This is a genomic window from Lysinibacillus sp. JNUCC 51 (assembly GCF_015999525.1).
Lineage (GTDB): Bacteria > Bacillota > Bacilli > Bacillales_A > Planococcaceae > Lysinibacillus > Lysinibacillus xylanilyticus.
This window is the reverse complement of record NZ_CP065545.1, coordinates 1,246,353-1,270,586: the sequence shown is the minus strand read 5'-3', so window position 1 is coordinate 1,270,586 and position 24,234 is coordinate 1,246,353. Positions and strand designations below refer to the sequence as shown.

Below are 24,234 nucleotides of genomic sequence, written 5' to 3'. Positions count from 1 at the left end.
GAGGAGGAACTAATTCTAATGCAGTCTTTAGACGGAATAAAGTTTGCAGAAATGGTGCAAATGGGTGCCCATCACCTATTCCAAAATGCAAATTATGTTGATTCATTAAATGTATTTCCAGTACCAGACGGTGATACAGGAACGAATATGAACTTATCGATGACATCTGGGGCAAAGGAAACGGAGCAATATGCGTCAGAGCATATCGGCAAAACAGCTCAAGCTTTATCAAAAGGTTTACTTATGGGAGCACGCGGAAACTCAGGCGTTATTTTATCGCAGTTATTCCGTGGTTTTGGTAAATCTATCGAAAAAGAAGCAACAATTGATGCAAAGGGCTTTGCGGGTGCCTTCCAAGCAGGCGTAGAAACTGCTTATAAAGCAGTAATGAAGCCAGTTGAAGGAACAATTTTAACGGTTGCACGTGAAGCTGCGAAAAAAGGTGTAGAAGTGGCAGAAACTGAAACCGATATCATTGCGGTGATGGAAGCATTTACTGCTGAAGCTCAGGCTTCGTTGCAACGTACACCTGAACTTCTACCTGTTCTAAAAGAAGTCGGTGTTGTAGATAGTGGCGGTCAGGGTCTTCTATTTGTGTATGAAGGATTTTTAGCATCCTTAAAAGGCGAGCCATTACCGGTGAAAAATGAAGCAACTTTAGATGATTTAATTAATGCAGAACATCATAGAGCACAAGATTTCATGGATACTGCGGATATTGAATTTGGTTATTGTACAGAAATCATGGTTCGTTTTGAAGAAGGAAAAGAGCCATTTAGTGAAGAACAATTCCGCAATGAATTAAGCCCTCTAGGTGATTCTTTACTCGTTATTTCAGATGAAGAAATTGCAAAAGTGCATATTCATTCTGAGCAACCAGGCGCTGTTTTAGCAATGGGCCAAAAATATGGTAGTCTCATTAAAATTAAAGTCGACAATATGCGTGAACAGCATTCTGCCATTGTTGGTGAGGAGCATAAAGCACCTTCTTCAGCTAAAAAAGCAGAAAAGCACCCATATGCAATTGTAACGATTGCAATGGGCGAGGGAGTTGCTGAATTACTTCGTTCAATTGGTGCTTCTTATGTTATTGAAGGCGGTCAAACAATGAACCCTTCAACTGAAGATATCGTGAAGGCAGTACAAGAAATTGGTGCTGAAAAAGTATTGATTTTACCAAATAACAAAAATATCGTCATGGCAGCAGAACAAGCAGTAGAGCTTTTAGATATAGAAGCGGCTGTAGTTCCAACGAAAACAATCCCTCAAGGTATGGCAGCGATTCTATCGTTTAATCCAGAGGCGGCAGTTGAATTGAACCAATCAACAATGACAGAAGCCTTTGCAAATGTTAAAACAGGCCAAGTAACTTATGCAGTTCGTGATACATCTATTGATGGTGTGGAAATTCATAAGGATGATTTCATGGCTCTTGCAGAAGGGAAAATTGTATTATCTACTCCAGCATTAAAAGATGCTGCTCAGAAGGTAATTACTGATTTAGTAGATGAAGATGCAGAAATTGTAACAGTCATCTATGGTGAGGATACAACGGAAGAAAACGCCTCAGAATTAGTGAAATTTATTGAAGAGAATTATCCAGAGGTTGAAGTAGAGTTATTTAATGGTAAACAAGGATTATATCCGTATATTATTTCAGTAGAATAATTCAATCTACTTTGCGTATAAGTAGACAAAGCAGTGCACAAGCCGTGTACTGCTTTTGTTTATGGTACAAGGAGAATAGGAATTAATAAACTATAAAATCAGCTAAAAATTAATGATCTGATGTATGTTTCCAGAGGACAATGAACTTGGGAATACTGGAATTTCGGCATTATTAAATCATTGTATATACGGAGTAGACAAAAATTAATCGATATTTCCGTTATGAAATTATAGTCGTGTAAATTTTCTGAAAGTTGATAAAGAAGTGCTTTACTTTTATAGTAACTATCAAGCATGATATAAATAAAAAATCGATATTATTATTTGGATAGAATAGAGGGGTGTTATTATGAAGTTTACTTCAGTATTTGATATTATTGGACCAGTGATGATCGGGCCTTCTTCTTCTCATACGGCAGGCGCCGCACGAATTGGACGCGTTGCTAGAGATTTATTTGGAAGACAACCAAAATGGGCGAAAATCCACTTATATGGTTCGTTTGCTGAAACGTATAAAGGGCATGGAACAGATGTAGCTTTGGTAGGGGGCCTATTAAATTACGATACATTCGATGAACGGATTAAAACAGCTTTTGCCGATGCAGAAAAGGCGGGCTTAGATTATGAGTTTATCCCTGAAACAGCAAATATGGAGCATCCGAATACAGCTCGCCTTGTGATTGGCGATGATGAAGGAGAGATGTCTGTCGTTGGTATCTCTATCGGTGGCGGTAAAATTGAAGTGAGTGAGGTTAATGGCTTCAAGCTACGTCTAACAGGTGGCATGCCAGCAATCCTTGTTGTTCATGATGATCGCGCTGGCTGTATTGCCAATGTGGCAAATTGCTTAGCGATGCATGCTGTCAACATTGGCCATATGGAGGTTTCACGTATTGAACGTGGTTTAACTGCCCTTATGGTGATAGAAGTCGATCAAAATATCGAGGATAAAATATTACAACAAATTTCTTTAATACCACATATTTCGAAGGTTTCTAAAATTAATAACTAAAGGAGGCGCACCAATATGGATGTATTGTTTCATAATGTTCGTGAACTAGTTGAACGAGCGGAGCAAGAAGGAAAGCTGATTTCTGAAATTATGATTGAGCAAGAAATGTTAATAACTGGACGCACAAGAGAAGAAATTATACAGCAAATGGACAATAATTTAACGGTAATGGAGGAAGCTGTTGAAAGAGGCCTGAAAGGTGTAAAATCTGTAACAGGCTTAACAGGCGGTGACGCAGTATTACTTCAAAATTATATTGCACAAGGAAATTCGCTGTCGGGTGATTTATTACTAGACGCGGTGAGTAAAGCGGTTGCTACAAATGAAGTTAATGCGGCTATGGGTACAATTTGTGCAACCCCAACTGCAGGTTCAGCTGGGGTTGTACCAGGGACACTGTTTGCAGTGAAGAACAAGCTAAATCCGACACGTGAGCAAATGATTCGTTATTTATTTACATCTGGTGCTTTCGGCTTTGTTGTTGCTAATAATGCTTCGATTTCAGGTGCTGCTGGTGGCTGTCAAGCAGAGGTTGGCTCAGCTGCTGGTATGGCAGCGGCAGCGATTGTAGAGATGGCTGGTGGTACTCCACAGCAATGTTCAGAAGCATTTGCCATTACACTGAAAAATATGTTAGGGCTTGTTTGTGATCCGGTAGCTGGCTTAGTAGAGGTTCCTTGTGTTAAGCGGAATGCTATGGGAGCGGCAAATTCCCTTGTAGCAGCGGATATGGCACTTGCAGGGGTCACAAGTCGCATCCCATGTGACGAAGTGATTGGCGCGATGTATCGAATTGGACAATCTATGAGTCCGAATTTAAAAGAAACTGCACGTGGAGGCCTTGCTGCAACACCAACAGGTAAAGCTATTAGCAAAGCCATCTTTGATAACGGCAATTTAGAAAGTATCAAGTCACTTCAAAAATAAAAATATTCAACACGTTTTCCTAAGTGGAAGGCGTGTTTTTTTGAGGTTCTACATGGTATAGGTGTTTTTATGATTAGTATGGAAGTTTGGACAAAGTGGATACATTTTCCTGGTAATACACTCATCACCGTAACGTGTGGATGATGAGCCGCTTTGCTTGTGCTTCCGGGCTTTATCTGTGACGCTACAATCAAATTATATATGGCATACGTTTGAATAAATGTCATCCCTTACTTTTGGTGATTAGCCCTATTAAGAAAAAGCCTTTTGGAATTTTAGTAAAGGGTAGGGGTAGGGTAACAGGCAACGGCATCAATCAATCCTTCATCGAATCCGTAGAACGTCCAGTAGGCACCGTTCCATCTATATCCAGATACTTCACCCATCTCTATTCGAGTAGGATAAAACCAAAATTCTCTCCCGTTTCTAAGCCATACATAAGTATTTTGATATACACAATCAATGACATAGGATACAGAAGGTTTTGTTGGTCTGAAGTTTGGTGGAGGTGATTGTGGTCTCATTGTTCCTTGAGGTGGAAAAAATCCCAAGTGATTTCACTCCTTTTTCAACATTATATGCTGAGAAGAAATTAATGCTTTTATTTAACAGAACTTTTAAAACCTAAAGATTGTAAAGCTATGTATTTCTACTGAAGGTGGGTTTTTTTGAAGCTAAATAAGTTTATGTTTTTTATGTACGCTACTTAAAGATATAATTATCCAGGCGTGTTGAGTAAGAAAAAATAGGTTTATTATTAAACGATAAAAGGATTTTTTGTTGCTATTTGCGTAGGGGCGACTTGACTCCCGCGGGAAAGCGAGACAGATGAGACCTCGCCCGTAACGGAAAGAAGAGTCTTCTGTTTAACGGGATGGATAAAAAATGCTTAATAAATACACCTGTTAACTATAAATCAATTATTAGTGAATTGAATTGCTATCTTAGTGAAAATGAAAAGTTATATAATGATTAATGAATATATAATAATGTTTAGTATTTTGTTCAAAAGTGTTAAACGGAAACAACAATATTATGAAAGCTAAGAGTAATCGTAAGAAAGGGGAAAACTCAAATGCTGAAAAATAGTATGGTTAAACGGATGACTGTAGGTAAAGTACTTGTGGTGAAAAACTTTGGAGGAGCTGTCGTGCAAGGTGACTGATTTAAAGAGTCCCGTTTCTGAATTAAAGGGAGTCGGGAAAGAAACAGCAGGACATTTAGAAGCAATAGGCATCGAGACGATAGCGGATTTGTTATGGACGTTTCCGCATCGACATGAGGATTTTCGTTTAAAGGATTTGGCACAAACACCACATAATGAACGTGTCACTGTTGAGTGTAAAGTGGAACGTGAGCCGACAGTATTGTTTTTAGGTCGCAATAAATCACGATTACAAGTCACGGTATTAGCAGGTCGACATTTAGTTAAGGTTGTTTTTTTTAACCAAGGTTATTTGAAGCAGAAGCTTGTACCAGGAGCTATTATTACCGTTACAGGGAAATGGGATAGGGGTAGACAAGTAATCAATGGAACGTCTGTAACGTTTGGTCCTAAGACAGATCAGGTCGACTTTGAACCTGTTTATAGTTTAAAAGGTTTGATTCCGCAAAAACGTTTTCGTAAATATATGCGCCAAGTGCTAGATGAGTTTGGTGCAGAGATACCAGATGCTGTTCCGCAGCATTTACAGGCAGATTATAAGCTTGCTTCAATGCGTGATGGGCTTGAGGGAATTCATTTCCCTGTTGATGCAGGACATGCTAAACAGGCTAGAAGACGCTTTGCCTACGAAGAGTTACTAAACTTTCAACTACGAATTCAAGCGTTGCGTAAAATCCGAAAGGACAGTGAGCGTGGTACAGTTATACAGTTTGATTTGCAAAAGTTACGTGCCTTTATTGCATCGTTACCATATGAATTAACAGGTGCACAAAAACGTGTCGTTAATGAAATTTGCAAAGATTTGAAAGAACCGCATCGTATGAACCGCTTACTTCAAGGTGATGTAGGGTCGGGGAAAACCGTTGTTGCGGCAATATGTTTATATGCAGCTGTAACTGCTGGTTTTCAGGGGGCTTTAATGGCGCCGACGGAAATTTTAGCTGAGCAACATGCAGAAAATTTGATGGAATGGTTTGAGCCATTTGGCGTTCGTGTAGCTTTACTATCGGGGTCGACGAAAGCAAAGGAGCGTCGTTTGCTTTTAGAAGAATTGGCAAACGGAAACATAGATATTTTAATTGGTACACATGCGCTAATTCAGCCTGATGTCGTTTTTCACAAGCTTGGTTTTGTTATAACAGATGAACAGCATCGTTTTGGTGTAGAGCAGCGTAGAATATTACGTGATAAAGGAGAAAATCCAGATGTGCTCTTTATGACGGCCACACCAATACCACGTACACTGGCGATTACAGCATTTGGAGAAATGGATGTTTCAATGATTGATGAAATGCCAGCAGGACGTAAGCAAATTGAAACACATTGGATGAAAAAAGAGCAATTTGGCTCTGTTATGTCAAAGCTAGAATTAGAGCTTGCAGCTGGTAGACAGGCTTATGCTATTTGTCCACTGATCGAGGAATCAGACAAGCTGGATGTTCAAAATGCTGTAGAAATCTATGAGCAGCTTGCAGCATATTTTAATGGACGTTACAATGTCGGATTAATGCATGGTCGTCTATCCGCGGATGAAAAAGACGCTGTCATGCGAGCTTTTAGTGAGGGAACTATTCACGTACTCGTGTCTACAACAGTTGTTGAGGTTGGGGTTAACGTACCGAATGCAACTTTTATGATTATTTATGATGCTGAACGCTTTGGCTTAGCTCAGTTGCATCAGCTTCGTGGGCGTGTTGGACGAGGTGAACATCAGTCATATTGTGTGTTGCTAGCCGATCCAAAATCGGATGAAGGTAAAGAGCGAATGCAATCGATGACGGAAACGAATGATGGCTTCCGCCTAGCTGAAAAGGATTTGGAACTACGTGGTCCGGGTGATTTCTTTGGGCGTAAACAAAGTGGTTTGCCTGATTTTAAAGTAGCGGATTTAGTGCACGATTATCGAATACTTGAAACTGCGAGAAAAGATGCAACGGATATGCTTAAGACTGATGCTTTTTGGCATGATGATGAGTACAAATATTTACGTGAAATGCTTGAAAATTCAGGCGTTTTACAAGGGGAACGCTTCGATTAACTGAATTTTTGATACTCAATTAGGAATGTGAGCACTTGTTTTTAAAACAAGTCTTGCATTCTTTTTTTATACTCTATATACTGATATTAGTACCAAGTGCTAATAACAACTAAAAAAGGTGGCGAATGATGTTGAGACGAACGAAAAAAGAGCGACAGCGACTATTATCCGAAACGATAGCTGATAATCCATTCGTCACAGATGAACAGCTAGCAACACAGTTTCAGGTTAGTGTCCAAACAATTCGTTTAGATCGTATGGAATTAGCGATTCCAGAATTACGAGAACGAATTAAAGATGTTGCTTCGAAAACCTATGAAAATGAAGTGAAATCTCTACCGATCGATGAAGTGATCGGAGAAATAATTGATATTGAATTGGATAATCGTGCATTATCTATTTTTGATGTAAAAGAAGAACATGTTTTTCAGCGCAATGGCATCGCACGTGGACATCATTTGTTTGCACAGGCAAACTCATTAGCGGTAGCAGTTATTGACGACGAACTAGCATTAACAGTACATTCTAACATTACCTTTGTGAAACCTGTTAGAGCTGGAGATCGTGTTATTACAAAAGCAATCGTTATCGGACGTGACGAAAAAAGTCATCGTACAAAAGTAGAGTTAACGTCCACAGTTAACGGTGAAACAGTTTTTGTTGGTGAATTTGATATGTACCGCACGAAAGGTAAAGGTGAACAACAATGAAATTAGCGCTTGATGGAATGGGTGGAGACAACGCACCAAAATCAGTTGTTGAAGGTGCTCTATTAGCATTAGAGCAAATCCCAAATTTAGAAATTCAATTATATGGTCAGCAGCAAAAGCTTGAACCATTTTTAAAAATACATGATCGATTAACTGTAGTACATTGTGATGAAGTAGTTGAAGGAACAGACGATCCAGCACGCGCTGTTCGTCGTAAAAAGGATTCATCAATGGCAAGAATGATGGATGCAGTTGAAGAAGGAAAGGCAGATGCTTGTCTTTCAGCAGGTAATACAGGTGCTTTAATGGCAGGAGGCTTATTTAAAGTAGGACGTATTGAAGGGATTGCTAGACCTGCTCTAGCCACTACACTTCCTACTTTAGATGGTAAGGGCTTTTTAATGCTTGATTTAGGGGCAAATGCAGACGCGCGACCTGAGCATTTATTGCAATATGCAATTATGGGCGATATTTATGCGAAAAAAGTAGGTGGCCTACAAAAGCCACGTATCGGCTTGTTAAATATCGGTACTGAGGATAAAAAAGGAAATGAATTAACGAAGGCAGCTTTTGGATTGTTAAAAGAAGCAGATTTAAACTTTATCGGTAATGTTGAAGCTCGAGATTTACTTGAAGGGGTAGCGGACGTAGTTGTAACAGACGGCTTTACAGGTAATATGGTGCTGAAATCGATAGAAGGTACTGCTGGCGCGTTATTTTCAATGCTAAAAGAGGCGTTCATGTCTTCAACAAAAACAAAAATTTCAGCAGCGCTTATGAAAAATAATTTGCGTGACCTAAAAAATAAAATGGACTACACAGAGTACGGTGGTGCAGGCTTGTTTGGTTTACAAGCACCTGTGATTAAGGCTCATGGCTCATCGAATGCCAAAGCAATATACAGTGCAATTCGCCAAGCAAATACGATGGTTGAGCATACAGTCATCTCGACAATTACAGATACAGTACGTCACTTAGAAATTGATTAACTTCTTTCAGCTGGTGTCCAAAACACCCGCTGAAATAGAGGAACTCAGTCTAAGAACGCCACGTCCTGTGGCAACGACTGAGTGACCAACATCGTGTTGCTGACGCTACGTTAGCACTGCGCTTTCGTACAAAAAACATATGTTGGCCTAAAGCCTCCGGCGGATGTCACGGAATCGAAAAGGAGTTCTTAGGGGATGTTAGCCTAAAACCATCGCATCCATGCGATAACGGCTAACTGACCTGCATCGTGCAGGCCTAAGCACAAAGCCGATCCCGGACGCAATTATGCCGAGGCACAATTGATTAAAAAGGGGATTAATGAATATGACGAAAATAGCATTTATTTTTCCAGGCCAAGGTTCTCAAGTAGTTGGGATGGGGCAAGAGTTTATCGAGAATGCGGCAGAAAGTAAAGCATTTTATGAGCGTGCAAATCAATCGCTTGGCTTTGAGCTTTCTAAGCTTATGTTAGAAGGACCAGCCGAGGAGTTAACATTGACTTACCATGCGCAGCCGGCATTGTTAACTACTGGTGTGATGGTTGCAGAAAAATTACTTGCAGCGGGTATCAAGCCGAATTACGCAGCCGGACATTCACTTGGAGAATATGGAGCATTAGTAATCGCTGGAGTGCTATCGTTTGAAGATGCAGTTTCAGTTGTTCATAAGCGTGGGCTTTATATGAATGAAGCTGTACCTGCAGGGCAAGGTGCTATGGCAGCTATTCTAGGGCTGGAGCTTGAGGCACTGCATGAAGTAACTGAAAAAGTTTCTGCAGCAGGTGATCCAGTTCAGGTAGCGAATGTAAACTGTCCAGGGCAAATCGTTATTTCTGGTACAAAAGAAGGCGTTGAAAAGGCTTCTTTAGCGGCAAAGGAAGCTGGTGCAAAACGAGCGATTCCTTTAGTTGTTAGTGGTCCATTCCATTCAGAGCTAATGCGACCATCTTCTGAAAAATTAGGAGCAACGTTGGCTGATATATCATTATCAGCTCCACAAATCCCGGTAATCGGCAATGTAATGGCGAAAGAATTAGAGGATGTTTCAGCTATTCAACATGAGTTAGTAGAACAAGTATATAGCGCTGTGCAATGGGAAGCATCTGTGCGTGAAATGATTGCACGAGGTGTAGATGTCTTTATTGAGTGTGGACCAGGCAAAGTATTAAGCGGATTAGTGAAGAAAATTGATCGATCTGTTGCGACATACTGTGTTTATGATGAAGCATCATTAGAGGCTGTACTAGAAGCGGCGAAGGAGTGGACAATTAATGCGTAAATTAGAGGGTAAAGTAGCTGTTGTAACTGGTGCTTCACGTGGAATAGGACGATCTATTGCATTAAAGCTTGCTGACGAGGGTGCTAAAGTTGTCGTTAACTACAGCGGTTCACAGGCAAAGGCGGAAGAAGTTGTTACGGCGATTCAAGAGAATGGCGGCGAGGCTATTGCTGTACAAGCGAGTGTTTCAAAAACAGAGGAAGTTTCAGCATTAATGGATGCAGCGGTGAAAACATTCGGCTCGCTTGATATTTTAGTAAATAATGCGGGTATTACTCGTGATAACTTATTAATGCGTATGAAAGAAGATGAATGGGACGATGTGCTAAATACAAACCTAAAAGGTGTTTTCCTTTGTACGAAAGCAGTAACACGTCAAATGATGAAGCAACGTGCAGGCCGTATCATCAATATTTCATCGATTGTAGGTGTAGCTGGTAATCCAGGGCAAGCTAACTACGTAGCTGCAAAAGCAGGGGTTATCGGGCTAACTAAAACAACTGCAAAGGAATTAGCATCACGTAATATTTTAGTAAATGCAGTTGCACCAGGCTTTATAGAAACTGAAATGACTGAGCAACTACCAGAAGATATAAAGCAAGGCATGCTTACACAAATTCCTCTAGCAAAACTTGGGCAGCCTGAGGATATTGCAAAGGCCGTAGCTTTTCTAGCTTCAGAAGATGCTAACTATATGACAGGTCAAACGTTACATATAGATGGCGGTATGGTAATGTAATTTCGATTAGTCAAAAATATTGATTTTTTGTATAATCATTTGAGGGGAGGTGAATGTTTTGTCTACAGTATTAGAACGCGTAACAAAAGTAATCGTGGACCGTTTAGGTGTTGAAGAAAGTGAAGTAACTCTAGAAGCTTCTTTCCGTGATGATTTAGGTGCTGACTCATTAGATGTAGTTGAGCTTGTAATGGAGCTTGAAGACGAATTCGATATGGAAATTTCTGATGAAGATGCTGAAAAAATCTCAACAGTTGGTTCTGCAATTTCATACATCGAAAGTAAAATAAACTAATCGTTTAACTTTATATAGCAGAGATTAATCACCTCTACTGGTGCTGACATGGATGCGGTCATTATACAATAAATGTTTATGATTGAATAAAGTTAAAGCCTTTTGCAGAAATTACTCATGCATTTCTTCGGCGTGAAGAGTAGATACTATGCTGAGGCATGTTTAAAAAGGGGACGAAATGGTTCGTTTAGCGAACTGTGATCGTCCTCTTTTTTTATCTTCATTCAGTAGAAGACACTCACTTATGAAGGTGGGTAAGAAGAATACAAGAGTCGTTCTTTTTTAGTAAGTGTCCTAACATCTACTTATATAAAGGAACTAAGTCTAAGAACGTCACGTCCTGTGGCGACGACTGAGTGACCAACATCACGTTGGCCTAAAGCCTCCGGCGGATGTCATGGATTTTGAAAGGAACGAATTGCGCAGGCACAATTCAAAATCCGGACTCAATTACGCCAAGGCCAAATTGACCTTAAAAATAATTAATTTCCAAAACATTGTATTTAAGCCGAAATACTTTTGCATAAATGCCTTGAAAAAGGTACACTTAAACGGTAGAAACTATTAGGAAGGCAGATTGTTCAATGGCTATGAAAAGAAAAGGAACTATGCAGAAATCTGGCGTGCTTCCTGAAAAAGTACGCAATCAATTCGAGCTGTTACAGCATGAATTAAATATCACATTTATTAATAAAAATTTATTGTATCAAGCATTCACACATTCATCTTATGTGAATGAGCATCGCCGTAAATTGTTTACGGATAATGAGCGTCTTGAATTTTTAGGAGATGCAGTACTTGAACTGTCTGTTTCTAAATACCTTTTTGAGAAATACCCTCAAATGAGTGAGGGTGAGCTGACGAAGTTACGAGCATCCATAGTATGTGAGCCGTCACTTGTAATCTTTGCAAATGAATTAGGCTTTGGTCGCTTTGTATTACTTGGAAAAGGTGAAGAATTAACAGGTGGACGGGAACGCCCAGCGCTACTTGCAGATGTATTTGAGTCATTTGTAGGTGCCCTTTATTTAGATCAAGGCTTACAAACGGTTGTGTGCTTTTTAGAACGAATCGTATTCCCGAAAGTAGAAGTCGGTGCTTTTTCGCATGTGATGGATTTCAAAAGTCAATTGCAAGAAATGGTACAGCAAACAAATAACGGCCTTCTTCATTATGAAATTATTGATGAAAAGGGTCCTGCACATAACCGTACCTTTATATCGAGCGTACTATTAAATGGACAGGAGCTTGGTGTTGGTCGTGGGAAATCAAAAAAAGAAGCCGAGCAGCAAGCTGCGCAATGTGCGATGCGTTCTATGCGTGAGCAAACTGCAAAAGAGGAGGCTTAATATATGTTCCTAAAACGACTCGAAGTGATTGGCTTTAAATCTTTTGCGGAGCGCATTGGAATTGATTTTGTACCAGGTGTTACAGCGGTGGTTGGACCAAATGGTAGTGGAAAAAGTAATGTCACTGATGCCATTCGTTGGGTACTTGGGGAGCAATCGGCAAAGTCGTTACGTGGGGCAAAGATGGAGGATGTTATTTTTGCTGGAAGTGACTCACGTAAGCCACTAAACTTTGCAGAGGTAACATTAATTTTAGATAACACAGATGAACAGCTTGCTTTTTCATATACAGAAGTAAGCGTAACAAGACGCGTATACCGTTCAGGTGATAGTGAATATTTACTAAATAACCAGCAGTGTCGCCTGAAGGATATTACGGACTTGTTTATGGACTCAGGACTTGGGAAAGAGGCCTTCTCCATTATTTCACAAGGCCGTGTCGATGAAATTTTAAATAGCCGACCTGATGACCGTCGCTCAATTTTTGAAGAGGCAGCTGGCGTATTAAAGTATAAGCTAAGAAAGAAAAAGGCAGAGCATAAGCTTGTTGAAACAGATGAAAATTTGTATCGTGTTTTAGATATTTTACATGAGCTAGATAGTCGTCTGGAGCCGTTAGAAATTCAGGCATCAAGTGCAAGAGATTATGTGCAAATGTCAACAGAGTTAAAGGATTTTGATATCGCTATCCTTGTGCACGATTTAAAAAATTGTGCACAATCTTTGCATGCTCTGAAAGCAGAGTATACAGAGCTATATGAAATGGAGCAAAAACAAGCTCATCATATTTCTTCGATAGAAAAGCAAACTGCAAGTATTCGTAAGCTTTTAAAAGAGTTAGATGATTATTTAGATACTACTCAGGCTGAGTTTGTTAATGCAACGATGGAAGTAGAGCGTTGGGATGGTCGTAAAGCGTTAATGGCTGAAAAGCGACAAAATGCTTCTAATCAACTACTTCAATTGAATACGGCATTACAAGAAGCAAAAGATGAGGTTGAGGCTCTTATAGCTCAAGAGCAAGAGAAAAAAGAATTGTTCACTGAAAAACAACAAGAGGTTGCAGGGCTGAAACAAAGCATTAAGCGATTAGAACAATCTTTAAATCGCTCTGTTTCTGAAATTGAACAAGAAATAGAAGAACAAAAAAACCGATATATCGACTCCTTAAACGAAGAAGCAACAGTTAAAAATGAATTAAAAAATATCGAGCAACAGTTAGCGCAGCAAAAAGCGATGGCGACACGAATGTCAGATCAAACTGATGAAATCGGGCAAGAGCTTGCGCAAATTCTTGCTGAAAAAGAGAAGCTAGATGTTGCTCATACTATAACATCTAACGAATTGCAGGAAAAACTTGAGCAATATGAAGCATTGCAAATACAGCTTAAAAACGTCAATGCATCATTTAATGAAAAGCAGGATATGCTTTATAAAGCTTACCAACATCAGCAACAACTAAAAGCTAGAAAAGATACGCTAGCTGAGCTTGAAGCAGATTTCTCTGGGTTCTTCCATGGAGTAAAAGAAGTATTATTAGCACGTGATAAAGGTGAACTAGCTGGGATTGAAGGAGCCGTTGCTGAGTTAATTCAAGTAGATAGAAAATATTCTCAAGCTATTGAAACAGCACTAGGGGCTGCCTCTCAGCATATTGTGACAACTAATGAACAATATGCTCAACAGGCAATTCATTGGTTAAAACAAAAGAGAGCTGGACGCGCAACATTTTTACCTAAAACAGTTATCAAGTCTCGGAAAATCAATCTCTCTATGATTCAGCTAGCCACTGAGCATCCAGCATTTGTCCAAATGGCAGATGCACTTGTTACGTTCGATGAAAACAACCGCACAATTGTCGAGAACCTCCTTGGTAATGTCATCGTTGCATCGAGTTTAGAAGGTGCAAGCCAAATTGCTCGATTATGTGGGTTTAGATACCGTGTTGTAACACTTGAAGGTGATATCGTCAATGCAGGCGGTTCATTGACAGGTGGTGCAATGAAGCAACAATCTTCACTCTTTACAAGAAAAGCGGAATTAGATGGTTTAATAGTAAAGCTAGAATCATTGGAAGCATCTATTTTTGGTGCTGAACAGGCTGTCTCGACTGAAAAAGAGAAGCTTGCAACGTTGCGAGACAAAGTAGAACAATTGAAGCTTGACGGTGATCAGCTAAGAAAAGATGAAATGCAACAGGCGAGTCGTATACGCGAGCTAGAGGTTGTCGAGAAAAGCTTATCTGCACGAGTATCTTTTGCTTCTAATGAAACACAAGATGTAAAAACACGCGAAGAAGCATTGTTAACTCAAAGGGAAGCGGCTACGGAGCGTTTAACGGCATTAGCAACAGAACTGTTAGAGATAAATGAAACAGTGGAGCAACTAAGTAAGGTGAAGCTACAAAGTGAATCGGAAAAAGATGTACTTCGTGAGCAGTCAGCAGAAAAACGCTCGCAGTTAGCGGTTATGCAGGAGCAAATGTCACAAGTACAAATTGCTACAGCCGAGTTAGCTCTACAATTAAACAAAGGTCGTCAAAAAGTCGACAATATTTCTCAGGAAATAATCTGGCTCCAATCTGATGAATCGACAAAACTTTTAAGTGATGAAGAAGTGGATGAGCAAGTTGCTACGTGGAAAGCTAGAAGAGATTCGCTGCAGGATACTATTTCACAGAAAAAAGATGAAAAAGTAGCACAACAACAAGAGCTTACTACTTTAGAAGAACAACTGAAGGAATTACAACGTACACATAAAGGCTACGTTGAAGCGATACGTGCAAATGAATTGAAGCGAAGTCGCGTAGATTTTGAAATCAATAATTTCAATGAACAGCTAGAAGAAAACTATCAGCTAACATTTGAGGAAGCTGAGGAGTTAGCCCTTGCAATTGAAGATGAAGAGCATATGCGACGTCGAGTGAAATTACTGAAGAAATCTATAGAGGAGCTAGGTCCTGTTAATTTGAGCGCCATTGAGGAATATGATCGTGTCCTTGAACGCCATTCATTTTTAACGGAGCAGCGTGAGGATTTACTTGCTGCACAGGAAACATTACATGAGGCTATTAAAGAAATGGATGAAGAAATGACGCTACGATTTAGCGAAACTTTCTATGCCATTCGAGAGCAATTTAAACGTGTATTCCGTGAATTGTTTGGTGGAGGTCAGGCAGATTTAGTGTTATTGGACCCTCAAAATCTGCTAGAAACAGGTATAGAAATTGTAGCGCAACCTCCAGGGAAAAAATTACAAAATCTAAGCTTGCTTTCAGGTGGCGAACGTGCACTAACTGCAATCGCTTTATTATTCTCCATCCTAAATATTCGACCTGTACCATTTTGTATTCTCGATGAGGTAGAGGCGGCTTTAGATGAGGCGAATGTCGTTCGATATAGCCAATATTTGAAGAAGTTTAGCCGAAATACCCAATTTATTGTGATTACACATCGTAAAGGAACGATGGAGGGAGCGGATGTCTTGTATGGTATTACAATGCAGGAATCTGGCGTATCTAAACTTGTATCAGTAAAATTAGAAGATGAACCCGTACTTGCGGAGCAAAGGAGCGAACAAGCATGAGTTTTTTTAAACGTTTAAAAGATAAATTGATTGGCAATCCCACCGAGGAAGAAAAAGTAGCAGAGATTATTGAAGAAGAAGCTGCTGAACAGAAACAAGATGAAGCTACAGAGCCTGCTCAAATTGAAGCAATTGTAGATGAAAATGAAAAAGCTGAGGAAGTTTCTGTAACGGAAGCAACAAGTGAAACAGAAATTCCTGTAGCAAGTGAAGATCAAGGTCAACAAGATCAACAAGAAGAAGTGCAAGAGGTCGCAATAGTAGAAGAGCCTGTAAAGGAGAAAAAACCTTCTGCATGGTCTATTACACAAAAGTTTAAGGCTGGACTTGAAAAAACACGTAATTCATTTACTTCTAAAGTAAACGACCTAGTTGCTCGTTATCGAAAAGTGGATGAAGATTTCTTTGAAGAATTAGAAGACTTATTATTACAGGCGGACGTTGGCTTTGAAACAGTAATGGAGCTAATGGACAAATTACGCTTCGAGGTTCAGCGTAAAAATATAAAAGATACAAGCGGTATTCAAACGATTATTTCTGAAAAACTTGTGGAAATCTATGAGCAAGGAGAAGAGGATTTAATCGAGCTAAATATGCAGCCTAAAGGTGAGCTTACGGTAATTTTATTCGTTGGGGTAAACGGTGTTGGGAAAACGACGACAATCGGTAAACTTGCCCATCGTTTAAAATCACAAGGTAAAACAGTTGTTTTAGCTGCAGGTGATACTTTCCGTGCAGGTGCCATCGATCAATTGCAAGTTTGGGGAGACCGTGTGGGCTGTGAAGTGATTAAACAATCGGAAGGTTCAGATCCAGCGGCGGTTATGTATGATGCAATTCGTGCAGCGAAAAACCGTAATGCAGATGTGTTAATCTGTGATACAGCAGGGCGCTTACAAAACAAAGTAAACTTAATGAATGAGCTTGAAAAAGTTCATCGAGTAATCTCTCGAGAGGTGCCAAATGCTCCGCATGAAGTACTTTTAGCATTAGATGCAACAACAGGTCAAAATGCACTTGTTCAAGCGCAAACATTTAAGGAAGCTACAAATGTAACAGGGATCGTTTTAACAAAGCTTGACGGCACTGCAAAAGGTGGTATTGTTCTCGCTATTCGTAATAAATTACACATTCCTGTGAAGTTTGTTGGTCTTGGTGAAAAAATGGATGATTTACAACCATTCGATGCAGAGCGTTATGTGTATGGCTTATTTGCTGAAGGTTTAGATAAAGAATTACAAAATAGTGAGGACTAATAGCTCACAAGCAATTTAAAGCGCTCGTCTGTAAACAGGGAATCGCATTGTTTAAAAGAGAAATACTAGCTATAGGTGAAAAACGCCTAAAAAGCAGTTAATTAAAGCTTTTAGACAAGGAGATTACCTTGACACAGACGGGCGCTTTTCGTTATGATACAAATGACTAATAACGGGAGGAGAAACATTCGATGCTACTTGAAAAAACAACACGCATGAACTTTCTCTTCGACTTTTATCAAGCATTATTAACAGATAAGCAACGAAGTTATATGGAACTCTATTATTTAGATGATCACTCACTTGGAGAAATCGCTGAATCGTATGGGGTTTCACGCCAAGCTGTTTATGATAATATTCGTCGAACAGAAGCGATGCTTGAAGAATATGAAGAAAAACTATGTTTACTTGAAAAATTTCAACAACGTACACAAATGCTTGCGCAACTAACAACAGGGATTACAGAACAAAGTATGACAGTTGAAGAGCAGCTAACGCTTATAGAACAGTTGAAAGAATGGGATTAGGAGGCGAAAGCAATGGCTTTTGAAGGATTAGCGGAGCGACTCCAAGGAACGATCCAAAAGATTAAAGGTAAAGGTAAAGTATCGGAACAAGACGTTAAAGAAATGATGCGCGAAGTCCGATTTGCTTTAATCGAGGCGGATGTTAACTTAAAAGTAGTCAAAGAATTCGTTAAAAAGGTCAGTGAACGTGCTGTCGGTGTAGATGTTATGCAAAGCTTAACACCAGGTCAGCAAGTTATTAAAATCGTACAAGAAGAATTAACAGATTTAATGGGTGGCGAGCAAAGCCCAATTAAATTTAATACAAAGCCACCAACTGTTATTATGATGGTCGGCTTACAAGGTGCGGGTAAAACGACAACTACAGGTAAATTGGCAAATGTGTTACGTAAAAAATATAATCGTAAGCCATTACTTGTTGCTGCAGACGTTTATCGTCCAGCAGCTGTTCAGCAGTTACAAACATTAGGAAAGCAGTTATCCCTACCTGTTTTTGCATTAGGAACTGATGTATCTCCAGTAGAAATTGCACGTCAGGCAATTGAATTGGCAAAAGAAGAACATCACGATGTCGTTATTATCGATACAGCTGGTCGCTTGCATATCGATGAAGATTTAATGCAAGAATTAAAAGATATTCGTGCGTTAAAAGAACCGGATGAAGTATTCCTAGTTGTAGATGCTATGACAGGTCAGGATGCTGTCAACGTGGCAGAAAGCTTTAATGAAGCGGTCGGTATTACTGGAGTTGTTTTAACAAAGCTCGATGGTGATACACGTGGTGGTGCAGCGTTATCAATTCGTTCCGTTACACAGAAGCCTATTAAGTTTGTCGGTATGGGTGAGAAAATGGATGCGCTGGAACCTTTCCATCCAGAGCGTATGGCGTCTCGTATATTAGGAATGGGTGATGTTTTATCACTTATTGAAAAGGCTCAGGCAAATGTTGACGAAGCAAAGGCTAAAGAACTAGAGGAAAAATTTAAATCCCAGACCTTTACGTTCGATGATTTCGTTGAACAATTGCAACAAGTAAAGAAAATGGGTCCACTTGACGAAATTTTGAAAATGTTACCAGGTGCAGGTAAAATCAAAGGCTTAGACAATGTTAAAGTTGATGATAAGCAAATGGGTCGCGTAGAAGCGATTATTTACTCGATGACACCTGCTGAAAAGACGAATCCAGAAATTATTAACGGTAGCCGTAAAAAGCGTATAGCGAAGGGTTCTGGGACATCAATTCAAGAGGTAAATCGTCTATTGAAGCAATTTGAAGAAATGAAAAAAATGATGAAGCAAATGACAGGCATGGCGAGTGGCAAAGGAAAGAAAAAGATGAAACTACCAGGCTTCGATTCATTGTTTAAATAATATTTTTTAGGTGTTAAGAAAAAACACTTTACAAACAACCTAAACATTGATAATATACTATCTTGTGTGAAACTTATTCGGAGGTGCTATTAAAATGGCAGTTAAAATTCGCTTAAAACGTATGGGAGCTAAAAAATCTCCTTTCTATCGTATCGTAGTTGCAGACGCTCGTTCACCACGTGACGGTCGTTCAATCGAAACAGTTGGTACTTACAACCCACTAACTAAACCAGCTACTGTAAACATTGATGAAGAGAAAGCTCTTAAATGGTTAACTGACGGTGCAAAACCATCAGATACAGTACGTAACTTGTTCTCAGAACAAGGTATCATGGAAAAATTCCATAACCAAAAATTCAGTAAATAATCGGGGGCGAGGTCTTTGAAGCAGCTGATTGAAGCAATCGTTTTACCGTTAGTCGATTATCCAGAAGAAGTTCGTATAGAGACGGATGAAAATGCAAATCGAATTGTTTATAAACTTTTTGTTCATCCAGAGGATCGAGGGAAAGTCATAGGCAAGCAAGGGCGAGTAGCGAAAGCGATTCGTACAATTGTTTATTCAGCGGCGGGTAGTCACCATCAAAAAAAGACCTACGTCGATATATTGGATTGAAAGAAAAGATTTTCACGCTCTTTTATATGCAACAAGCACTGGAGAGTCCTGACGGGTATGTTCACATACGCTTAGGAATTCGAAGTGGCCTTGAGGTAAAGCGTAAAATCTGGACTTAAAAGGAAGGAGCTTGCCGGTTCCTTCCTTTTTTCATTATCTTAGTTACATTGAGAGATAATTGAACATAATGACATTGAGGAAGTCTGGTCAACGTCGAAGCTATAACACAATCCCCAAAAAGTTAAACTGCTTTTGTAGGTGAAAGGTGAAAGAAAGATTACTTTTTGATCTGGCTAGCTAGTAGCTTTACGGGGATGAATATGTTTTAGCATTTTTATTTTCATTCAGCATAAGACTCCCACCTCTTAAGGTGGGGAGATGAATGAGGATGTGATTCCTTTTCAGTGGATTTCAAACTCCCACTGATATAAAGGAACTCAGTCTAAGAACGCCACGTCCTGTGGTGACGACTGAGTGACCAACATACGTTGGCCTAAAGCCTCCGGCGGATGTCACGGATTTTTAAAGGAATGAATAAAGGATGTTAGCCTAAAACCTTCGCATCAAGCGAAAACGGCTAACTAACCTGCATCGGTGCTGCTGTTGCTACGCTTTCGCAAAAAACATCTGCAGGCCTAGGCACAATTCAAAATCCGTACGCATTTACGCCAAGGCGAAATTGATACGAGGTGAGATTTGAATGGAATGGTTTAATGTAGGGCGTATTGTCAATACACACGGTATTCGTGGTGAAGTGCGTGTGTTATCAACAACAGATTTTGAGGAAGAGCGTTTCGCAGTAGGAATAAAGCTTGCGGCGTTTAAAAAAGATGATAAAAAGCCAACATGGGTAACAATTGAATCGATGCGTCGTCATAAAAACTTTATTTTGTTAACCTTTGAGGGAATGAATAACATCAACTTGGTTGAGCCTTTTAAAGAAGGAATGCTCAAAATTACGAAAGATCAAATGACAGATGATTTATTAGAGGAAAATGAATATTTCTTCCATGAAATAATTGGCTGTACAATTGTATCTGAAGAAGGAGAAACAATCGGAGCAGTGACCGACATTCTTCAAACAGGTGCAAACGATGTGTGGGTAGTCAAAGGCACTAAAAAAGAGCATTACATCCCATATATCGAGGATATCGTCAAGGAAATTGATGTTGATGAGAAGAAAATAGTGATACATGTAATGGAAGGTCTGCTATGATGAATATTCATGTGTTAAGTTTATTTCCTGATATGTTTACGGGCGTTTTTGGTGCATCCATATTAAAGAAAGCACAGGAAAAAGGTGCAGTGAATCTGGAAGTAACTGATCTCCGTGGATTTTCGGGTAACAAGCATAATCAAGTAGACGATTATCCGTATGGTGGTGGTGCGGGAATGGTGCTGAAACCGGAACCGATGTTTAGTGCTGTCGAGGCCATTACTGAAGGAAAAAATCCTCGTATCATTTTGATGTGTCCACAAGGTGAGCGCTTTACTCAAAAAAAGGCAGAAGAGCTAGCACAAGAAAAAGAGCTAGTATTTTTATCTGGTCATTATGAAGGTTATGATGAACGCATTCGTCAGCATCTTGTCACAGACGAGATTTCAATTGGAGACTTCGTATTAACTGGTGGAGAGCTAGGGGCTATGACGGTAATAGATAGCGTTGTACGACTTCTACCGGGGGTTTTAGGACAAGAGGATTCTCACATACAAGATTCTTTCTCAACGGGTCTTCTAGAGCACCCACATTATACACGCCCTGCTGAATTTCGCGGAATGAAAGTACCCGATGTTTTACTATCGGGCAATCACGCAAAGATTGAGCAATGGCGTACGGAAGAATCTTTGAAAAGAACATTCGAGCGTCGTCCTGATTTACTCGAGAATTATCCATTAACAGACAAGCAAAAATTGTATTTAGAAAAACTTAAAAACAACAATAAAGATGCTTGATTGTTATCTATATTTATGATAACATCTAATCTGTACTTCTATGTGAAGTACTGAATTACGGTGTTCCGCTGTGGCATAGATTGCGTGCAAGAGCATCTGTCTAAGGAGAGAAAAACAATGTCAAACATTATTACAGAGATTACAAAAGCTCAGCTTCGCACTGATCTACCAACTTTCCGTCCTGGTGATACTGTTAAGGTACACGTGAAAGTAGTAGAGGGTACTCGTGAACGTGTCCAAGTATACGAAGGTGTAGTAATTAAACGTCGTGGTGGCGGTATTAGCGAAACTTTCACAGTTCGTAAAATTTCTTACGGTGTAGGTGTTGAACGTACATTCCCTGTACACACACCAAAAATCGCTAACTTAGAAGTTGTACGTCGTGGTAAAGTACGTCGTGCTAAACTTTACTACCTACGTAACCTACGTGGTAAAGCTGCTCGTATTAAAGAAATTCGATAATTATGACTTAAAAGTGAGGGGCTTGTACAACAAGCCCCTTTTCTTTTTGCTTGTCATCTTAAATAGCTTTCAACTAAAATGAGGATAGACAAGGGGGCAAATCTCGATGGAAAAACAGATAAAGGAAAAGAATGAACTATGGGAATGGACAAAGGCACTTCTAATTGCATTTGCGATTGCAGCGATTATTCGTTATTTTTTATTTACACCCATTGCAGTAGATGGTCAATCCATGATGCCAACCCTTGAAGATGGCGACCGTATGATTGTGAATAAAATTGGTTATAAAATAGGTGAACCAAAACGCTTTGATATTGTTGTATTCCATGCTCCTGAAAAGAAAAACTATATTAAACGTGTTATTGGACTTCCAGGAGAGACATTGGAATATAAAAATGACCAATTATACATTAACGGTGAACCGATAGATGAGCCCTATTTAGATGCTTACAAATCAAAAATTACAGAAGGTACTTTAACAGAGGATTTTACATTAAAAGACATTGATGTAAACCTAAAAGATAATGTAATTCCAGAAGGCTATGTTTTCGTAATGGGAGATAATCGTCGATACAGTAAGGACAGTCGTATTATTGGAGTCGTCGATCAGAAAGAGATTATTGGTAATACAAGTCTGATTTTCTGGCCGTTTAGTGATATTAAAATTGTAAAGTAATTCTTGAAAGGGAGAGATCAATTATGCCTTGGCATAATTGCGTCTGGAATCGGCTTTGTGCTTAGGCCTGCAGGATGCAGGTCAGTTAGCCGTTATCGCATGGATACGATGATTTTAGGCTAACCTCCCCTAAGAACGCCTTTCCGATTCCATGACATCCGCCGGAGGCTTTAACTTCTTTCAGCAGGTCTTTTTTGTAGCGAAAGCGAAGCGTCAGCTACAGGCGTTTGGACACCTGCTGAAAGAAGTTAAAACTCCCTTTTTCTTTTAGTTTAGGAGGTATAGATATGACTATACAATGGTTTCCAGGGCATATGGCAAAGGCCCGCAGAGAAGTAACAGAAAAATTAAAGTTAGTTGATATTATATTTGAATTAATAGATGCACGTTTACCGCTATCTTCCCGAAATCCGATGATAGACGAAGTAATTAATCAAAAACCACGTCTCCTTATCTTAAATAAGTCAGATATGGCAGATGAGCAGGAAACACGTAAATGGGTTGAATACTTTGCACAGAGGGGGCATAAGGCAGTAGCAATCAATTCTCTGGAAGGCAAAGGATTACAGCAGGTTACAAAGGCTGCTCAAGAAATATTAAAAGAAAAATTTGACCGTATGAAGTCACGTGGGATGAAGCCGAGAGCCATTCGAGCAATGATTGTTGGAATTCCTAACGTAGGGAAATCGACGCTGATTAATCGCCTAGCAAAGAAAAATATAGCGAAAACAGGGAATACTCCGGGGGTCACTAAGGCTCAGCAATGGATAAAGGTAGGCAAGGAGCTTGAATTACTCGATACACCAGGTATTTTATGGCCGAAATTTGAAGATCAAGAAGTAGGTTATAAATTAGCCTTAACAGGTGCTATAAAGGATACTATAACGAATATGGAGGATTTAGCTGTATATGGTCTACGCTTTTTATCCGTTCATTATCCGTCACGAATGGAAGAACGCTATGGCTTCCAGTTTATCCATGAAGATTTAGTAGATACCTTCGATCATATCGGTAAACTTCGTCGTGTTTTCGGTCCTGGTGGAGAAATCGATTATGATCAAGTAGCTCAACTGATCGTTCGAGATATTCGTGGATTACAATTAGGCAAACTAACATTTGACTTTGTTGACGAACAACTTGAAAAAGAAACAGAACAGTAATAAAACTGTCATACTCACGCCTTAAATCGTGAGTGTGACAGTTTTTCTTTTAGGAATACTTCATCTTGCCGATAAATGATATAGAGAGAGAAAAAAGAAATAAATATTTTTGAATCAATTCGGAGCTTTTCGTTATAACGTGGGGATTGATTTCCGTTTCGGTTAAACGCTTTCGTCGTCCAGCCTCCACTATAATCAATTAAAATACATGAAATACCATTCCAGAATATTAGTGATGATTCCAAACCTGTTCTTTATAAAAAAGTATTGTTAGTATAAAAGTATGGGCGAGAATACTCAGACTGCACACGTGCGGAATGAAGAGTGATTGTGTATTTAAGTACATATTACAAAAAAGGATGTATATTGTGAAAAACGCCAAAACGTTAGGGTGAATGTTTAGCCCTCTAAAAAGTAAGATTAGCGAATAACTGTTAAGAACCAAAAGGGAGTAAAT

At 39.5% G+C, this 24,234-nt stretch carries 22 protein-coding genes; 21 read left to right on the top strand and 1 reads right to left on the bottom strand.

The window, feature by feature from the left end:
• The first annotated feature begins 18 nt into the window (after positions 1-18).
• From JNUCC51_RS06495 to sdaAA, 3 genes are all read left to right on the top strand, one after another.
• Positions 19-1,668, top strand: a complete 1,650-nt coding sequence (locus tag JNUCC51_RS06495) for a DAK2 domain-containing protein (protein ID WP_337991320.1) — start codon at positions 19-21, stop codon at positions 1,666-1,668.
• A gap of 349 nt (positions 1,669-2,017) precedes the next feature.
• Positions 2,018-2,680, top strand: a complete 663-nt coding sequence (sdaAB, locus tag JNUCC51_RS06490; RefSeq protein ID WP_049668406.1) for an L-serine ammonia-lyase, iron-sulfur-dependent subunit beta — start codon at positions 2,018-2,020, stop codon at positions 2,678-2,680.
• A 15-nt stretch (positions 2,681-2,695) separates the two neighbouring features.
• Positions 2,696-3,607: an L-serine ammonia-lyase, iron-sulfur-dependent, subunit alpha gene (gene sdaAA / locus JNUCC51_RS06485; RefSeq protein WP_100543967.1), complete on the top strand. Its 912-nt coding sequence runs from the start codon at positions 2,696-2,698 to the stop codon at positions 3,605-3,607.
• Positions 3,608-3,882: 275 nt separating this feature from the next.
• Here sdaAA and JNUCC51_RS06480 read toward each other — a convergent pair whose 3' ends face one another.
• On the bottom strand, positions 3,883-4,158 hold the full coding sequence (locus JNUCC51_RS06480) for a transporter (protein ID WP_337991319.1): 276 nt from the start codon (positions 4,156-4,158) through the stop codon (positions 3,883-3,885).
• 606 nt (positions 4,159-4,764) lie between these two features.
• Between JNUCC51_RS06480 and recG the strand changes: the two genes are divergently transcribed.
• The 18 genes from recG (at position 4,765) to ylqF (ending at position 23,777) form a co-directional block, all read left to right on the top strand.
• A complete protein-coding gene (recG, locus tag JNUCC51_RS06475; protein WP_337991318.1) occupies positions 4,765-6,810 on the top strand; it encodes an ATP-dependent DNA helicase RecG in 2,046 nt (681 codons plus the stop codon).
• Between the two features lie 131 nt (positions 6,811-6,941).
• Positions 6,942-7,520, top strand: a complete 579-nt coding sequence (gene fapR, locus JNUCC51_RS06470; protein ID WP_049668746.1) for a transcription factor FapR — start codon at positions 6,942-6,944, stop codon at positions 7,518-7,520.
• Positions 7,517-8,509, top strand: coding sequence for a phosphate acyltransferase PlsX (plsX, locus tag JNUCC51_RS06465; RefSeq protein WP_100543965.1), 993 nt, complete (start codon positions 7,517-7,519; stop codon positions 8,507-8,509). The genes fapR and plsX overlap by 4 nt, the downstream gene beginning before the upstream one ends.
• A 325-nt stretch (positions 8,510-8,834) precedes the next feature.
• A complete protein-coding gene (fabD, locus tag JNUCC51_RS06460; protein ID WP_337991317.1) occupies positions 8,835-9,788 on the top strand; it encodes an ACP S-malonyltransferase in 954 nt (317 codons plus the stop codon).
• Positions 9,781-10,527, top strand: a complete 747-nt coding sequence (gene fabG, locus JNUCC51_RS06455) for a 3-oxoacyl-[acyl-carrier-protein] reductase (RefSeq protein ID WP_337991316.1) — start codon at positions 9,781-9,783, stop codon at positions 10,525-10,527. The genes fabD and fabG overlap by 8 nt, the downstream gene beginning before the upstream one ends.
• A 58-nt stretch (positions 10,528-10,585) precedes the next feature.
• Complete coding sequence (gene acpP, locus JNUCC51_RS06450) at positions 10,586-10,822, top strand: acyl carrier protein (protein WP_008181678.1); 237 nt, start codon at positions 10,586-10,588, stop codon at positions 10,820-10,822.
• Positions 10,823-11,406: 584 nt separating this feature from the next.
• Positions 11,407-12,171 (top strand): ribonuclease III, encoded by a 765-nt coding sequence (rnc, locus tag JNUCC51_RS06445; protein ID WP_337991315.1) that lies wholly within the window; start codon positions 11,407-11,409, stop codon positions 12,169-12,171.
• 3 nt (positions 12,172-12,174) lie between these two features.
• Complete coding sequence (smc, locus tag JNUCC51_RS06440) at positions 12,175-15,756, top strand: chromosome segregation protein SMC (protein WP_337991314.1); 3,582 nt, start codon at positions 12,175-12,177, stop codon at positions 15,754-15,756.
• Positions 15,753-17,012 carry a signal recognition particle-docking protein FtsY gene (gene ftsY, locus JNUCC51_RS06435; protein WP_337991313.1) on the top strand — a complete coding sequence of 420 codons (1,260 nt, stop codon included), beginning with the start codon at positions 15,753-15,755 and terminating at the stop codon, positions 17,010-17,012. Before smc ends, ftsY begins: the two co-directional genes overlap by 4 nt.
• Positions 17,013-17,203: 191 nt before the next feature.
• Positions 17,204-17,539: a putative DNA-binding protein gene (locus JNUCC51_RS06430; RefSeq protein WP_134018987.1), complete on the top strand. Its 336-nt coding sequence runs from the start codon at positions 17,204-17,206 to the stop codon at positions 17,537-17,539.
• Positions 17,540-17,551: 12 nt separating this feature from the next.
• The gene (ffh, locus tag JNUCC51_RS06425; RefSeq protein ID WP_337991312.1) at positions 17,552-18,910 is read left to right on the top strand and encodes a signal recognition particle protein; all 1,359 of its coding nucleotides are present in this window, start codon (positions 17,552-17,554) and stop codon (positions 18,908-18,910) included.
• Between the two features lie 94 nt (positions 18,911-19,004).
• Positions 19,005-19,277, top strand: a complete 273-nt coding sequence (rpsP, locus tag JNUCC51_RS06420) for a 30S ribosomal protein S16 (protein ID WP_049668417.1) — start codon at positions 19,005-19,007, stop codon at positions 19,275-19,277.
• Between the two features lie 15 nt (positions 19,278-19,292).
• Positions 19,293-19,526, top strand: a complete 234-nt coding sequence (locus tag JNUCC51_RS06415) for a KH domain-containing protein (protein ID WP_004269410.1) — start codon at positions 19,293-19,295, stop codon at positions 19,524-19,526.
• 700 nt (positions 19,527-20,226) lie between these two features.
• Positions 20,227-20,742 (top strand): ribosome maturation factor RimM, encoded by a 516-nt coding sequence (gene rimM, locus JNUCC51_RS06410; protein ID WP_337991311.1) that lies wholly within the window; start codon positions 20,227-20,229, stop codon positions 20,740-20,742.
• Positions 20,742-21,479 carry a tRNA (guanosine(37)-N1)-methyltransferase TrmD gene (trmD, locus tag JNUCC51_RS06405; protein ID WP_337992194.1) on the top strand — a complete coding sequence of 246 codons (738 nt, stop codon included), beginning with the start codon at positions 20,742-20,744 and terminating at the stop codon, positions 21,477-21,479. The genes rimM and trmD overlap by 1 nt, the downstream gene beginning before the upstream one ends.
• A 117-nt stretch (positions 21,480-21,596) precedes the next feature.
• On the top strand, positions 21,597-21,941 hold the full coding sequence (rplS, locus tag JNUCC51_RS06400; RefSeq protein ID WP_049668419.1) for a 50S ribosomal protein L19: 345 nt from the start codon (positions 21,597-21,599) through the stop codon (positions 21,939-21,941).
• A gap of 106 nt (positions 21,942-22,047) precedes the next feature.
• Positions 22,048-22,617 carry a signal peptidase I gene (gene lepB / locus JNUCC51_RS06395; RefSeq protein WP_337991310.1) on the top strand — a complete coding sequence of 190 codons (570 nt, stop codon included), beginning with the start codon at positions 22,048-22,050 and terminating at the stop codon, positions 22,615-22,617.
• Between the two features lie 287 nt (positions 22,618-22,904).
• The gene (gene ylqF / locus JNUCC51_RS06390) at positions 22,905-23,777 is read left to right on the top strand and encodes a ribosome biogenesis GTPase YlqF (protein ID WP_337991309.1); all 873 of its coding nucleotides are present in this window, start codon (positions 22,905-22,907) and stop codon (positions 23,775-23,777) included.
• Positions 23,778-24,234 lie beyond the last annotated feature (457 nt).